This window comes from Rhizobium sp. T1470 (assembly GCF_042140505.1).
GTDB lineage: Bacteria > Pseudomonadota > Alphaproteobacteria > Rhizobiales > Rhizobiaceae > Rhizobium > Rhizobium favelukesii.
The window spans coordinates 281,308-296,047 of sequence record NZ_CP148094.1 but is presented as its reverse complement, the minus strand read 5'-3'; the positions used below and the strand labels follow the sequence as shown (position 1 = coordinate 296,047).

The 14,740-nt window shown below is 59.0% G+C and carries 15 protein-coding genes and 3 pseudogenes; 9 read left to right on the top strand and 9 right to left on the bottom strand.

Features of this window, described 5'->3' with window-relative positions:
• Positions 1-429: 429 nt before the first annotated feature.
• The gene (locus tag WGT02_RS35765) at positions 430-735 is read right to left on the bottom strand and encodes a hypothetical protein (RefSeq protein WP_208245317.1); all 306 of its coding nucleotides are present in this window, start codon (positions 733-735) and stop codon (positions 430-432) included.
• Positions 736-794: 59 nt separating this feature from the next.
• On the opposite strand from WGT02_RS35765, the gene WGT02_RS35760 reads away from it, so the two are divergent.
• Positions 795-1,019, top strand: a complete 225-nt coding sequence (locus WGT02_RS35760) for an MATE family efflux transporter (RefSeq protein WP_225040537.1) — start codon at positions 795-797, stop codon at positions 1,017-1,019.
• Positions 1,020-1,232: 213 nt separating this feature from the next.
• Here WGT02_RS35760 and WGT02_RS35755 read toward each other — a convergent pair whose 3' ends face one another.
• The gene (locus tag WGT02_RS35755) at positions 1,233-2,225 is read right to left on the bottom strand and encodes a LacI family DNA-binding transcriptional regulator (protein WP_024317823.1); all 993 of its coding nucleotides are present in this window, start codon (positions 2,223-2,225) and stop codon (positions 1,233-1,235) included.
• Between the two features lie 209 nt (positions 2,226-2,434).
• Between WGT02_RS35755 and WGT02_RS35750 the strand changes: the two are divergent.
• From WGT02_RS35750 to WGT02_RS35720, 7 genes and pseudogenes are all read left to right on the top strand, one after another.
• Positions 2,435-3,372, top strand: a pseudogene (locus WGT02_RS35750) (substrate-binding domain-containing protein).
• A gap of 113 nt (positions 3,373-3,485) precedes the next feature.
• On the top strand, positions 3,486-4,607 hold the full coding sequence (locus WGT02_RS35745; protein WP_208245318.1) for an ABC transporter permease: 1,122 nt from the start codon (positions 3,486-3,488) through the stop codon (positions 4,605-4,607).
• Between the two features lie 2 nt (positions 4,608-4,609).
• Positions 4,610-5,410 carry an ATP-binding cassette domain-containing protein gene (locus WGT02_RS35740; RefSeq protein WP_024317821.1) on the top strand — a complete coding sequence of 267 codons (801 nt, stop codon included), beginning with the start codon at positions 4,610-4,612 and terminating at the stop codon, positions 5,408-5,410.
• A 19-nt stretch (positions 5,411-5,429) separates the two neighbouring features.
• Positions 5,430-6,233, top strand: a complete 804-nt coding sequence (locus WGT02_RS35735) for a TIM barrel protein (protein WP_176703624.1) — start codon at positions 5,430-5,432, stop codon at positions 6,231-6,233.
• Positions 6,234-6,294: 61 nt separating this feature from the next.
• Complete coding sequence (iolG, locus tag WGT02_RS35730) at positions 6,295-7,293, top strand: inositol 2-dehydrogenase (protein WP_208245319.1); 999 nt, start codon at positions 6,295-6,297, stop codon at positions 7,291-7,293.
• 985 nt (positions 7,294-8,278) lie between these two features.
• The gene (locus tag WGT02_RS35725) at positions 8,279-9,094 is read left to right on the top strand and encodes an oxidoreductase (protein WP_208245320.1); all 816 of its coding nucleotides are present in this window, start codon (positions 8,279-8,281) and stop codon (positions 9,092-9,094) included.
• A 259-nt stretch (positions 9,095-9,353) separates the two neighbouring features.
• Positions 9,354-9,582, top strand: a pseudogene (locus WGT02_RS35720) (GNAT family N-acetyltransferase); the annotation flags it as partial.
• Positions 9,583-9,742: 160 nt separating this feature from the next.
• Here the strand turns inward: WGT02_RS35720 and WGT02_RS35715 are convergent.
• The 3 genes from WGT02_RS35715 to WGT02_RS35705 all read right to left on the bottom strand — a co-directional run bounded on the left by WGT02_RS35715 (position 9,743) and on the right by WGT02_RS35705 (position 11,373).
• Positions 9,743-10,159, bottom strand: a complete 417-nt coding sequence (locus WGT02_RS35715) for a UPF0158 family protein (protein WP_208245649.1) — start codon at positions 10,157-10,159, stop codon at positions 9,743-9,745.
• Positions 10,160-10,676: 517 nt separating this feature from the next.
• Positions 10,677-11,108, bottom strand: coding sequence for a plasmid maintenance toxin (PemK-like) (locus WGT02_RS35710; protein ID WP_208245321.1), 432 nt, complete (start codon positions 11,106-11,108; stop codon positions 10,677-10,679).
• The gene (locus WGT02_RS35705) at positions 11,095-11,373 is read right to left on the bottom strand and encodes a type II toxin-antitoxin system Phd/YefM family antitoxin (protein ID WP_024317813.1); all 279 of its coding nucleotides are present in this window, start codon (positions 11,371-11,373) and stop codon (positions 11,095-11,097) included. Before WGT02_RS35705 ends, WGT02_RS35710 begins: the two co-directional genes overlap by 14 nt.
• Before the next feature lie 85 nt (positions 11,374-11,458).
• On the opposite strand from WGT02_RS35705, the pseudogene WGT02_RS35700 reads away from it, so the two are divergent.
• A pseudogene (locus tag WGT02_RS35700) lies at positions 11,459-12,611 on the top strand (site-specific integrase).
• A 6-nt stretch (positions 12,612-12,617) separates the two neighbouring features.
• Here the strand turns inward: WGT02_RS35700 and WGT02_RS35695 are convergent.
• From WGT02_RS35695 to WGT02_RS35680, 4 genes are all read right to left on the bottom strand, one after another.
• Positions 12,618-12,743, bottom strand: a complete 126-nt coding sequence (locus WGT02_RS35695) for a hypothetical protein (RefSeq protein ID WP_374046212.1) — start codon at positions 12,741-12,743, stop codon at positions 12,618-12,620.
• Between the two features lie 69 nt (positions 12,744-12,812).
• Positions 12,813-12,953 (bottom strand): hypothetical protein, encoded by a 141-nt coding sequence (locus tag WGT02_RS35690; RefSeq protein ID WP_374046211.1) that lies wholly within the window; start codon positions 12,951-12,953, stop codon positions 12,813-12,815.
• Positions 12,954-13,289: 336 nt separating this feature from the next.
• Positions 13,290-13,496 (bottom strand): cold-shock protein, encoded by a 207-nt coding sequence (locus tag WGT02_RS35685; RefSeq protein WP_027511051.1) that lies wholly within the window; start codon positions 13,494-13,496, stop codon positions 13,290-13,292.
• Between the two features lie 148 nt (positions 13,497-13,644).
• Entirely contained in the window at positions 13,645-14,379 is a 735-nt protein-coding gene (locus tag WGT02_RS35680; RefSeq protein ID WP_024317808.1) for an NYN domain-containing protein, read from the bottom strand.
• Positions 14,380-14,740 lie beyond the last annotated feature (361 nt).

The following is a 14,740-nucleotide window of genomic DNA, read 5'->3' as shown; positions in this document are numbered from 1 at the left end:
ACCCTTGCTTGGGAGCTGACCTTCTATGAACCAAACGATGGTTACTGCACCGAATATACGTCCCCTCCAGCCAAGGATTGCCGTCATTGGCGTGGGTGAGGTCAGCAACGTTCCTGGGGAAAGAAGACAGGCATGAAGGCGGGCGCGTGTTACTTAAAGGCATGCTTCTGCCAGACTGCTGAGAGCCTGACAGAGGCCAAGTGATCGGTATTTCCGTCATACTCTGATGCCAGGCCGCCTTCGTATTCCTGGAGCTGCTTGATCCCCCTCTCAAGCCGTTCGCTCCCAGCCACGGTCAGAAAAAGCCGCCGCGCTCTGCGGTCGGTGACATCGACCGGCGCAAAAACCAATTCTTGCCTCATCAGAGGCTTGAGGTTCGCCGCAATCGTCGAAGCATCGATGCCGAGGCTGCGGGAGAGATCGGCGGCTCTAGGGGACCCCCGCCTCGGCGATTGCCGCAAGCAGCAATGTCTGCTCGGCAGTCAGTCCTGTCGCTCGCAATGCAGAGTCAGCGCCGCGCGAAATAATGCGATTGGCCCGTTGAAGTACAAAGCATAGATCATTGGCGATGGGGTTTTCCGCGATGTCGGTGGCGATCGGTTCCCGATCAAAGAATATCGCTTTCGTCATTCCTGTATGGCCCCGGGTGGCGCGTCCGCTCACCATCAAAATTAGATTGCGCCCAACCTCTATACGTGATTTAGATTTTAAACGCAATCTATATTCAAGCAGCATGATTCTCTGCCTGCCACTTCTGAAGCGACCAGGTCGAGCGGCCGCGCAGGGTCGCCTGGATTGGCGCAGGGATTGCGTTTGGAGTCACACTGATCATCGGCCTCCTCGCTGCGGTGTTCCCGCATGTTTGGATGAAGCCGTTCACCAGCGACCCGAACGTACAGGAAATGGGATCCCTTTATCTGCGAACGGTAGCACCTGCATACGGGGCGATTGGATTGGGTCTGGCCCTTTACTTCGGGAGCCAGGGAACCAAGCGTGTGCTTCTTCCCGTACTGGCCTGAACCGTGAATGATTGTGGCTGCGGGTCTGGGATGGTCCGCGGTGATCTGGTATGGAGCGAGCGTCGGCGTCCTGTTCCAAACCGTCGCCGTGGCGGCGCTCGCTTACGGAATGCTCACAGCCGCAACCGTTCTTCCGCGTCGGATGTTTCGAGCGCGAGGATTCCGAGCACAACCAAGTGTAAGTAAATCGACCGCGCCTTATTGTTTGATCAATCAAGCTGAATCTCTCACAACAAGCTTGCCCTGGAGGTTAACTGTCTCTCTCGGTGCTCTTTCCAAAATCATGTCTATTGCCGCTTTGACCATCTGATCGGTCGGCTGCTCATAGGTTGTCAGGCCGTATGCTGGTGACGCCGCTGGGGCAGCGTTATCGAAGCCCACAATGGCGAGATCGTTGGGAACACGTAAGCCGAACTCGCTGCGGGCAACATCCATCGCTCCGAACGCGAGGGCATCGTTTTCACACATGAGGACATCGATCCGGTCTTCCGGCGCAACTTGGGACAGATAGTCCCGGGCTGCCTGCGCACCTGCTTCTGCGCTATAGCGCTCGGCAGACATCTCCACGAGTTCGACGCCGAGAGTGGTTCGCCAGAACTCCTTAAAGTTCCTGCGCCTGCCAAGCGCCGTAGACAGGGAGCGAGCTCCGGCCATAAATCCCGGCCTCCGATACCCCCTATTTAATAGGTGCTTGCCGATCGCGGCAATCGCCACGGCCGCATCGCAGGAGATGGCGGGAACACCTTCGATCTGGCTATCCCGAGCGAGAACAAACATCGGAGGGCCGCCGCGTCCCAGCTTATGGTCCGTCAACATCTCGTCGCGAAACGCTGTGCCAAATAGCACGATCGCATCAACCTGCCGCTGCTCGGCATTCAATATGGCATGCACGTGGCTGTAGTGCTGATTGATATTGATCAGCATCGTCACGAGCCCCTCAGCCTGCAGGCTGGCGGTCAGCTTTTCAAGAAACGGAAGCTTGTGCGGGTTTTCAAAGTCGTCGATGAGAACCGCGACCTGATGTGTAGAATTGGTGGCAAGGCTCCTAGCCAACAGGTTTGGCCGATAATTGAGTCGTGCTGCCGCCTCCAGCACTTTGGCTTTGCTTGCTTCCGTGATCGATGCACCGGGGGTAAATGCGCGGATGACCGTCCACTTTGAAACGCCCGCCTCTAACGCCACATTTTGCGCCGTCGCTCGCTTCATGGTCGATCTTCTCCCTTTCGAAACGTTTATTCCATTTCTGCCGAATGGCGAAATGAATGGTTGATTTCTTTTAGCAAGAATCTTATAGCTATGCACGTTTGCTACCGGTAGCAAAAAATATGCACCCGGTAGCAAGTTGGAGGACGGCGCCGTCTGAGGCGTTTTGGTGGTTCTCGCGAGGTGTGGGACGCCCTTTGGGAGGAGTTTTTATGAAATCGCTTATTAAGAAGCTTGCGCTCGGTGTTTCGATCGTTGCAGCTGTTGCGGGTGCCGGAAGCCTGGCGTCCGCAAAAGACATCAAGATCATTGCTGTGACACATGGCCAGGCGAACGACCCCTTCTGGTCGGTGGTCAAGAATGGTGTGACAGCCGGTGCGATGGATGCCGGCGTCCAGGTTGATTATCGCGCGCCCGAAACGTTCGATATGGTGGCCATGAGCCAGCTGATCGACGCTGCGGTCAACCAGAAGCCCGATGGTCTGATCGTGTCGATCCCGGATGCTTCGGCTCTCGGACCGTCGATCGAAAAAGCCGTTGCTGCTGGTATTCCGGTGATCTCGATCAACTCCGGCTCCGATGTATCGAAGCAACTCGGCGCTCTGCTGCATGTCGGCCAGGACGAGTACGGTGCGGGTAAAGCTGCCGGAGAGAAGCTGAAGGAGATGGGCGGCAAGACCGGCATCTGCATCAACCAGGAAGTCGGCAACGTCTCGCTCGACCTGCGCTGCAAGGGCTTCTCGGATGGGTTTGGCGGCACTGTCACTGTCCTTCCCGTGTCCAACGATCCGGCGGAAGTCGAAGCCAAGGTCACAGCGGCTCTGAGCGCGAACGATGCGGTCGACACCATCATGGCGTTGGGTGCAAGCACTGCCGGCGAGCCCGCTCTCGCAGCCGTCAAGGACGTTGGCAAGACAGGCAAGGTCAGTGTGGCGACCTTCGATCTTTCTGCCGATTTCCTGAAAGCAGTCGCTGCGGGCGAAGCCGCGTTTGCCATCGATCAGCAGCAGTTCCTGCAGGGTTAGTCTTCCTGGCCAACAACGCGAAATACGGCCTCATCCCGGGTGGCAACGTACCCTCGGGTCCGAACCTGATCACCAAGGATAAGGCCGCTCAGGTCGTCGAGCTGTCCGCACAGGGTATCCGTTGATCCATCTCCAGTCGCGCTAGCGCGCGTCGGCAGCCCCGCCAACAGGAGGGCTGCCGATCACCCTTTCGCATTGTCCTGCATGGCTGTGGCGTATGACGCCCACGGGAGGAACCATGACCGAAATTAGCAGAATTCCAGCCACACCGATTAAATCCGACGAACGCATGAAGAAGGTCAGTGTTCTGACAAGTCTGATGCGACGTCCCGAACTTGGCGCCGTTGCGGGCCTCTTGATGGTGGTGACCTTTTTCTTCTTCACCGCCGACGCGTCGATGTTCTCCTTGTCGGGCCTGATGACCATCCTGGCGCCGGCGTCGCAGCTGGGCATCCTCGCCATCGCAGCGTCCATGCTGATGATCGGTGGCGAGTTCGATCTCTCCATCGGCTCGATGGTGGCCTTCGCAGGTCTGATTTTCGGTGGCCTCTTGGTCAATTTTGGCCAGCCACTCTGGATCGCGATTCTTTTCACCTTGCTCTTTGCCGCCGTGCTCGGCGCCGTCAACGGGCAGATCGTCATACGGACGCGGCTTCCCTCGTTCATCGTCACCCTGGCTTTTCTGTTCATCCTGCGCGGATTGACGCTTGTCGGCCTGAAATGGGCCACCGGCGGATCGACGCAGCTTCGCGGTATCAGCGAAGCCGTTGGCGACACCCCCATTGCGAGCCTGTTCTCAGGCCTGGCCTTCCAAGGCTTCTTTGCCTGGCTTGCCGAAAACGACCTGATCGAGAAATTCGACAATGGCGTGCCGAAGGTCGCAGGCGTGCCGGTCTCCGTGGTCTGGTTCATCGGTCTTGCCGGCGTCGCGACCTGGGTCCTGTTGCGCACCCGGGTTGGGAACTGGATTTTCGCCGTCGGAGGTGATGCCAATGCTGCCCGAAACTCCGGCGTACCGGTCGATCGCGTCAAGACCGGTCTGTTTGCCTTGACCGCATGTGCTGCCGCCCTCGTCGCCATCATCACGGTGCTCGATGCCGGATCGACTGACGCCCGGCGCGGTTTCCAGAAGGAGTTCGAAGCCATCATTGCAGCTGTCATCGGCGGAAGTCTGCTGACGGGCGGTTATGGTTCGGCCATCGGCGCGTTCTTCGGAGCCATCATTTTCGGCCTCGTCTCCATTGGCCTCACCTACACCAAGTTCGACTCGGACTGGTTCCAAGTCTTTCTCGGCTCGATGCTGCTGCTTGCCGTCCTCTTCAACAACTTCATCCGTCGCAAGGTCACAGGGGAGCGCTGAGCATGGCTGACATGAAATCCAATTCCGCAGCCGCGATCATCGAGGCCAAGGACATCGTGAAGCACTATGGCTCGGTCATCGCGCTGTCGGGAATCTCGATGAAGGTGCTGCAGGGCGAAGTCCTTTGCCTGCTCGGCGACAATGGCGCCGGCAAGTCGACGCTGATCAAGACGCTGTCCGGCGTGGTCAAACCGTCCGGTGGCGAACTGCTCGTCGAAGGAAAGCCTGTCACGTTCTCCAGCCCGCGTGACGCGCTCGATGCCGGCATTGCAACCGTCTACCAGGATCTGGCCATGATCCCGCTGATGTCCGTGACGCGCAACTTCTTCATGGGGCGTGAGCCGCGCAAGGGGATCCCGCCCTTCCGCTACATCGACTTCAAGCATTGCGATGCCGTGACCCGGGAGGAGATGCACAAGATCGGGATCGATGTCCGTGATCCGAACCAGGCAGTCGGAACCCTGTCGGGCGGCGAACGGCAATGCGTGGCGATCGCCCGTGCAGTCTATTTCGGGGCGAAGGTTCTCATCCTCGACGAGCCGACATCTGCGCTGGGCGTGGCACAGACGTCCATGGTTCTCAAATACATCAACCATGTGCAGCAGAAGGGACTTGGGGTTATTTTCATCACGCACAATGTGCGCCACGCCTTCGCCGTCGGCAATCGCTTCACCATCCTAAATCGGGGCAAGACGCTGGGCACCTATGCCAAGAGCGAGATTTCCATCGACGAGCTTCAAAACATGATGGCCGGCGGCAAGGAGTTGCAGGCGCTCTCCAACGAGCTCGGCGGCACCATCTAATTCATAGAACAGGACTGAAATGATGACGGAAGAACACGCACATCCAGGGCCTTTCACGCTGGCAGTCTGCGCGGAAATGGTTTTCCGCTCCCTGCCGGTCACGGAGCGACTGAAGCGGATTGCAGAGCTTGGGTTTGTCGCCGAGATCTGGGACTGGACCAAGCATGACATTCCTGCGCTTGCCCGGTCCGGCGCGACGTTCTCGTCGATGACGGGGTACATCACCGGCACGCTCGCGGACGATGAGGGCGCCGATGAGCTGATCAGGACGGCGCGCCTGTCTATCCCTGTTGCAAAGGAACTCGGTTGCCCCAGGCTCAATCTGCACGGGACAGGCCTCGACGGACAGGGGCTGCCGGTGGTCAAGTCGGAAGGCGTCACTGGCGCCATGTGGCTAAAGGCGAGAGATACGCTCAACCGCATCGCGGATCTTGGCGAAGAAGAGGGAGTGACTTTCGTTCTCGAAAACCTGAACGAAGCGGTCGATCATCCGAAGACGCCCTTCGCCAAGGCGGCCGACACGATCGCACTGGTTTCAGCCATCGACCGGCCATCGCTGAAGCTCAACCTCGATCTCTATCACGCACAGATCGGGGAAGGGAATCTCATCGAGCTTTGCCGTCAGGCGCTTCCGTTCATCGGTGAAATCCAGGTGGCGGATGTGCCCGGCCGCAAGGAACCCGGCACCGGGGAGATCAATTATCCTGCCATCGCCCGTGCTCTCGATGCCATGGGCTACGCCGGCGTCATCGGTTTAGAAGCCTGGCCATCCGAAGACGACGAGCTGGCGCTGAGCCGTTTCCGCCAGGCGTTCACCCTCTAACGATCCCTCTCTGCGCGCCCGTTCGTCAGGCACGTGCGACGACATGTCAAAAGGAATGCAAATGCTGAAAGTTGGTCTTCTCGGTGCAGGGCGGATTGGTAACGTCCACGCCAAAGCGATGACGTCCAATCCCGGAAGCGCGCTGGTCGCGGTCGCGGATGTCAACACGGACGCCGCCGCAAAGCTCGCGGCCCAATACGGAGCCGAGGCCCGTTCCAGCCTCGACATCATCAACGATCCCGCCATCGACGCCGTGCTTATAGCGACATCGACGGACACCCATTCGGACCTGATAGAGGCAGCGACGAAGGCCGGCAAGGCAGTGCTGTGCGAGAAGCCTGTCGATCTCAGCCTCGAACGGGCACGCGCATGCCAGATCGCAGCTGCTGCAACGGGCAAACCCGTGATGATCGGTTTCAACCGCCGCTTCGATCCAAACTTCGCGGCTCTCAAGACTGCCGCCGACCGGGGCGAGATCGGCAAGACGGAACTGCTGTCGATCACCTCCTTCGATCCTGCACCGCCTCCGGTGTCCTACATAAGGGTCTCTGGCGGGTTGTTCCGGGACATGATGATCCACGACTTCGACATGGCATGCTGGATCTTCGGTGGAGCGCCTGAGACTGTCACGGCCATCGGAAGTTCGATCGTCGATGCTGATATCGGCGCCGCCGGTGACGTCGATACCGCCGCCGTCACGCTCAAGTTCGCCGATGGCCGCATCGCCGTCATCAAGAACAGCCGGCGAGCCGTCTACGGCTACGATCAGCGTATTGAGTTGTTGGGCTCGGAGGGGCTGCTGGCAGCCGGCAACATCCTGGAGAATACCTTGACCAAGGCCACCAAGGATGGAGTGACAGGCGCCAAGCCGGAATTCTTCTTCCTCGAACGCTACATGCGAGCATATTCCATCGAATGGAACGCATTCGTCGAAGCCATTACGTCCGGATCAGCGCTGCCAGTTTCGCTTGATGACGGCGTCAAAGCGCTCGCTGTCGCGGAGGCGGCGACACGCTCCCTGGCAACCGGACAAACCGTTCGCCTTGCCGACATATTCTGAAGGCTGGTGGGGAGCCATGCCTGCGCTCGAAACGGCCATGGCTCCGGATTCCACTTTCCGGAGCCTCAAAGACCAGATCGCTAAACGAGAGCTGCTCTTCCCCGCTCGGGTCGAGGAAGTTGCAAGATTGTGCTTGGATTGCCCCGACGTGCTTGCCTTTAGCTCTGCCAATAACATTGCAAAACGTGCCGGGGTCTCAAGCTCGACGGTGTTGAGGTTTGTCAGTATGATCGGCTTCTCGAACATCAAAGAAGCGCGTGAGATGTTTCAGAATGAAGTTCGGTTTCGATCCCGCTGTCGAAACGGAACTGACCGGCGAAGAAATAGATGCGGTCGATTAAACAACAAAGAGAGTGCTGACGATTTCGGGTCTATTTCGCTCGAATAATGCTGAAATGCAAGGCTTCCTCCGATCGATAATATGCACATGCAGCTTGCAATCTGTTCGGCGACCGCCTCTTCGTGGCCAACTGCCGCCTGGACGGCAAGACCGCGGCCCGCCGCCTGTGAACCGTAAAAAGTCCTCAAGCGCAAATACTTTACCCACCTCGGGATGAACAGATCACGACGGTAAGTTCGAGAGTGGGCAGGACATCACCGAGGCGCTCATACCGGCGGCGTACGGCGATCGAGACCGTCACCTCCTGGCCGGAGCTTGACAACGCGTATACCGAGTCCCGATAGCCTGGCATGATAGTGCCACGGGACGCCCTCGGCGAAGCCCGTGACGACCTGCGGCGGCGTGCAGTTGACGGTGACCTCCAGCAGATCGCGTCGATCGAGGCGTAGTAGACCACCATGCAGCGCCGCCGGAGCGATGCGCCTAAGATTTGCGGATCACATCTCCTTTTTAGATTGCGTTCGAGCTCTATATCGCGCATAGATTTCTATCGCAATCTAAAAAGGTGACAGGGCACCTAAGTCGCAGACAGCCCGCCCGACATTTTCAAAAACGCGGTTCAGCACACAGAAAGAAGTGATTTCCATGAACAAGACCAATCTCGGCGTCGCCCTGGTGACTGGGGCATCCACCGGCATCGGGTATGCAACCGCCGCCGCCCTGCAGAACGCGGGCTTTCGCGTTTTCGGAACCAGTCGCCGTCTCTCTGCCCAGAGGAGCGACGGCGTTTTCATGCTGACTTGCGACGTGACCGACGATACCTCTGTGGCGAAACTGGTTGATGACGTACTGGCAGAGGCCGGGCGCATCGATCTTCTTGTCAATAATGCTGGCATGGGCCTGCTTGGTGGCGCGGAGGAGTCCTCAATGACCCAGGCTAAGTCGCTATTCGATGTGAACGTCTTCGGCGTTTTCCGCGTGACCAACGCGGTGTTGCCGGCAATGCGACGCCAAGGGAAGGGCAGGATCGTTAATTTGAGCTCGGTACAGGGGTTCATCCCCGCACCTTATTTCGCGCTCTACTCGTCGACCAAACATGCCATCGAGGGTTATTCCGAGTCGCTCGATCACGAATTGCGCGCCTTCGGCATTCGCGTTTCGTTGGTGGAGCCCGCCTATACCCGGACGTCATTCGAAGACAATCTCGCCAAGCCGGATCAGTTGCTTGATATCTATGACTCTGCGCGCGCTGGCATGAATGTAATCGTGGGGAAAGCGATGGAAAAAGGCGACGCCCCCGACGTGGTGGCCAAGACCGTTTTGGCGGCTGCGACCGATGCCGCTCCGAAGAGGCGCTATGCGGCCGGGAAAATGGCACGCCAGGTCAGTTTTCTGCGCCGTTTCGTCCCCGCATTGGCATTCGACAAGAGCCTGCGAAAGCAGCTCGGTCTGCCGGTCTGACGTCGACGACATCCTGTTCCACTCGATGAGGCAGGCGTTTTGGGCGTACTTCAGGAGATGGTTAGCGAAAGGACATCTCATGAAAATGGAAGCATCGACGCAGGGAACATGGCGCCGTTTTGGCGCGAACGCTTGCCCCGGCGGCCTTTGGTGGGGCGAGTGCAAAGTCTGCCCGTGAACTTCGTCAAATATCCGTCGCGCGACGCCTCCTAACCCGCCGGTTGATGTCGCAATCTTTTGAGGGACAGCCCGCCACGCAGGCAGCGCCCTCTTTCCCGCAACCCGGGGCGCAGCGGAAGAGCTCGGGCTCGAATTCATCAACGCGACAATTCGTGCCGACAACGTCAGCGGTCTCCTACTACGCGAGGATGGGCTTTGAGACCTATGACAGGCTGGTCCAGGTTGCACTTCACGATGGGACGCCCGTCGACAGAATCAAGGAGCGCTTTGCAATAGACGCCAAGCGCCACATGATGTCCCGGGCCTGAATTTCTGGACGGTGGTGCTCCAGCGAATTTCAACTGGTGTCGCTTTTTTCGGACGACGCTCGGGCCACGTGACTGCGGAAAGCTGTGCGGGAAACAGCTCAGGCTACTGTTCCCTGGGAGCCAGTCATCGGAACGATCCTGACGCCAGACACTTTCAACTTCAACCGCTGACTTCGATGTCGTTATCCTCGCACCAGATCCTCAAAGCGTCTTCCGTGGCCTTTTGCTCGAAGGCGTACCACCGATCGATGGCGTGCCTGTGCTCCAACAGATCCTTGAAGCGGGCATAGGCACCGGCCCGGCTGAAGATCTCCCGAACCTTATCGCAATCGTCGGGCAGGTGGTGGCGCGCGAACTTCAGCACCAGCGGTTTGCCGAGATCGAGTTCTCTCTTCTCCGGAATGGGGATGTATTTCTCGCTGTCCTCCACGTCAGGCAGTTCTTCGACATCGTCCGCCCAGTCCGAATGCCAGTAGATCTTGCCCGTCTCCTTGCACAGATAAGCCGTGTTTTCGCCGCTTCCGACGGAGCTCACGAATTCGAACGCATCCAGAAGCTCGCTGAAGTCCACCGCCATTCCCGTCCTGCCGCTCACGAGCCTGTCGTCGCCGTATATAACTCGATCCCAAATCGGGCGCAAATGTGGGAGTCTCCTGCACTTACAAAGGAGACTGCTTGCCCTCCCCCTGCCCTGCGTGAAGCCGTTAGGTCGAAAACGAGGGACGAAATTTCAGCTTAGAGCTTCAATTGAAATCGGGAGGTAAAAGCCACAACAGCACTGCCTCCAGATCTGCCCCGGTTACTCTGGACCCCCGGTTACCTCTGGACGGGCAATGTTGCGAGATCTCAAAACATTGAAATCATGGTAAACGTGCCATTAACCAGAAGCGATATCGCCGATAGCTTCTGCCATTGGACACAAAAACGGCTGCGACGCCTCGCTGCCGATAAGTATCGCGTATCGATAGTGATAGATTCTGACTCGCAGAGAGGGTAAAGTCGGGGCAAATCACGGTCGCGGCGATCACAAATTGGCATCTGAAACGAAACGCACGATGGGGAATCGGACGTTCTTGCCGACGAGGAAACGGCAGCTATTCGCTGCGGGCCGTTGCGCGATGATGCCCAGCCCGCGCCAGTTCGACAAACCGGCGCTTGACCTCTCCAAACAGGGCCGGTGGCAACGCCCCGTAATAGCCGGTTTCACCGTCGATCGGCCTGACGTCGGGTCCGGGCCAGATAAATCGGTTGCTCTCCGTCAGTACAATCCAGGAGCGTTCGTCATCGAGGCCGAGGCGCAGCTTGGTGGCTGACGGGATTTCAACAGCGTCTCGCGGATCGGACGGAGGCGAATGCGTAATGGGCAGAACCCGAACAACTGGCGTTCCATCGTCGAGGGTGGCAACAATTGCCAGAACGAGAGCCGGGCGATCCTTGTCGCCCTCCTCCCGACCTTCGAGATGCTGCCAATGCCAAAGATAAGAATAGCTGAAGACCCAGCCGACTTTCGGTTCAGTCGGCAGCATGCTTGTCCGTCAGCAGTTCGGCATTGAGATGATCGAGACCCGGTTCCATCTCAGACGCCTCGATCGCGGCAAGCTCATCGTCACCGAGCGCCGTCGTCAGCTCGACCCGACGATCACGCTTTGCCAGGCGGAGATAGTCCTCATAGGCGATCAAAACGGTGCGCGGTCGACCGTTCTTGGTGATGATCACCGGCTCGCGCACGGCCGCATCCTGATAGGCTCCAAAATTCTTCGACACTGCAGCGGCGGTCACAGTCGACGTCATAACGCATCTCCAATTTTCCGTAAATTACGGGATTTCCGGATTCTTGACAAGTTATTTGTCGCCCATGATGACTGAGTAGCGATCCATGGCCAAGACCTCTGAGCAGAAAACCATCCAAATCCGACGCGCCGAAGAGCTTGATGCGCTCGACGCCATCCTGCCCTTCGGTCGCCGCGATCAGCTGGCGGCACTTTTGACCGACGAGGACGTCGCGACACTCAAATATCTGGCGCAGCAGGGCATGGGCGACAACACCTTGCGGGCGCTCGCCTCCGACCTTGGCTATCTCGAGGCCTGGTGCGGACTTGCCACCGGCGCCCCCCCTGCCCTGGCCCGCGCCTGAAAGCTTGCTGATAAAATTCGTCGCGCATCATCTCTGGGACCCGGCAAACGCGCCGAGGATCCGAGCCACGGCATGCCGGCGGCCGTGGAAACGGGATTGCGGGCGGAACGGCTGCTGCGAGCCGATCGTCCGCACGCGCCGGACACGGTGCGTCGGCGCCTGACCTCCTGGTCGATCTTGACACGCTGGCGCGGCCTGTCCGGCGCCTTTGCCGCCCTATCCGTGAAAACCTCGCTAAGGCTGGCGGTGAATGCGAGCAAACGGCCGCGGCAGCGCAAGAGCAAAAGGGCGGTGACAGGGGATGTCCTGGCAAAGCTATTGTCCGCCTGCGCCGGCGATCGGCTAGTCGATCTGCGTGATCGGGCATTGCTGCTCGTCGCCTTCGCTTCCGGCGGCCGCCGGCGTTCGGAGGTGGCGGCATTGCGGGTCGAGGATCTGGTCGACGAGGAGCCGGTACGCACCGATCCGGCCGACAAGAGCTCCCCTCCCCTGCCCTGCCTGACGATCCATCTGGGCCGCACCAAGACGACGACGGCCGATGACGACGGACACGTCGTGTTGATCGGCCGGCCGGTGACTGCCTTGAAGCACTGGCTTGCTGAAGCCAAAATCGACACCGGACCGGCATTCCGACGCATCGATCAGTGGGGCAATATCGACCGGCGGGCGCTGACGCCGCAATCGGTCAACCTCATCCTGAAGGCCCGCGTCAAACGATCCAGCGGCATTCTCGGCGCATGGCCTGCGCTCCGGCTATCTGACCGAGGCCGCCAACCGTGGCATTCCGCTCCTCGAAGCGATGCAGCAGTCGCTGCACAAGTCAGTGACGCAGGCGGCCAGTTACTACAACAACGTCGAACGCAAGAACGGGCGTGCGGCGCGACTGATCGTCTGAGTGCGACTAGGCGCCGAGTGGCGCATCGACTGATCCATCGGACGGTTCGTCCAAGCCGGTTCGCGTCTCCGCGCGATCGGCGGCAAGCTCTATCCTGCCCCAGGCCTCGGCGCGCTGCATCAGCGACACCATCTCGCCTTTCCGCCTTTCAAGCGATAGGATCGTTGCAGGTCGCGGGCGTGGTTCAAGTTGCTGCGCGGGTCATAGAAGGCGTCGATCGCCCGGCCCTCCCGCCTGTCGCGCTGCTTCCAACTGCGCCTTCAGCGCTTGTAGCTCGGCCTTCGCCGCAAAGTACCGTCTCATCACCGCGATGAGTTCGCGGTCGTTGGCGCCGATGTCCATGATCCCTCGCTGCATTGTTCAAGCGAGGCAGTGATCGACAACAATGGCAAAATCGCGAGGCGCCCTGCCCTGCGGCGATCGTCCGCTTGCTCAACGAAAAAGCCCGGCGCGGGAGGAGGTGCGCCGGGCCTCGATAGTGACTGACAGCTTGGGAGGAGGAGTGCTGTCCGTCGGACCGAAGCGGCTCGGGAGGAGGTGAATCGCTTCGGTACTCGGAAGATAATGTTGCGCTGCAGCAAATTCAAGTCTCGCGATTGCATCGATGTTGGATCCCTCGCGCCGCAAACGAAAAAGGCCGGGCGAACCCGGCCTCCTGGTGGATTGTCTTAAACAGCCTTAGGCCTGCAGGTTGTCGGCCGACATCTTGCCGGACTTGCGATCCTTCACCAGCTCATAGGTAATCTTCTGGCCGTCGTTAAGACCGCGCATTCCAGCCCGCTCCACCGCCGAAATATGAACGAAGACATCGGCACTGCCGTCGTCCGGCTGAATGAAGCCGAAACCCTTCGTCGCATTGAACCATTTTACTGTACCGGTCGCCATAACATCTTCCTTTGATCATCGACTTGCCGAACCTCTGGGCTCGACTGCGTTAGTACCGATAGACGCTTCCGACCGCAACGAAAAGCCATACGAACTGTCGCGGTTGCTCTGAATTTCCCGCTCATGCCAATCGCCGCGCTGGTGGCCGCTACTTTCTGCCTCGTTGTTTCACACGGATGCTGATGGGACGGCCCTCGGCTTGGCGAACCTCGAACTGATTTGTCTTACGGATAAGATCGCTGAGTTTTCGGAAGCCAAAGGTGCGTGGGTCGAAGTCCGGCGCCAGGTTCAACAGTTGCTTGCCGACGGTGCCCAGATTGACCCAGCCATCTTCGGTGTCCTCTTGTGACAGCACCTTTTTGATCAAGGGCACGGCGGCGCTGGCCGGCTGCAGGGGTTTATCGGCAGACGCAGTGCTCTGCTCGTCCTTGATGGCTCCGGGAAGTAGGTTTTCGGTATAGACGAACCGCCGGCAGGCTTGGCGAAAACTCTCCGGCGTCTTCTGCTCGCCGAAGCCGAACACATCGACGCCCTGCTCGCGAATCCGGGCGGCAAGTCGCGTGAAATCACTGTCCGACGAAACGAGGCAGAAGCCGTCGAAGCGGCCACTGTGTAGCAAATCCATTGCATCAATCACCAAAGTGATGTCAGAGGCATTCTTTCCCGTCGTATAGGCAAACTGTTGCTGTGGAATGATGGCATGCTTTGCCAGCACATCCGCCCACCCCTTCGAGCGCGTGCCGGAGAAATCGCCATAGATCCGGCGGACGCTCGCCTCGCCGATCTTGGCGACCTCTTCAAACAGCCCGTCGGAGATTTTGGCCGAAGTGTTGTCGGCGTCGATCAGGACCGCCAAGCGCGGTGACCGAGTTTCAGATGGCATATCGCTTCCTCGTATTCGGAACGGACACGAACCTAACACCGGGGCACCATTCGGACCAGCCAAACGGCTTCTTTAACGTCCTGACGGGCACTTGCAACCAGGGGCGGCTATAGCATCGTTTGTATTCGCGACAGCGCCATCCCACTGACCGCCTTTGCTTCCGGAGTTCGGCGCCGCTCCAGTGTCACCTCGCCGGCCGTCGTATTTGGTGGATGCAGAAAGCAACCTCAGTGTCGGGTCGAGGGTTCAGCAGGTCGGCTGCGCTGTTGATTGCTCGGGTTGGATAAGGTAGCGCGTACGCGCAACTCAACGCGCTATCGCACTCTGCCTGGCAGTCCTGAACAAATCCTGAAAGGGGAAA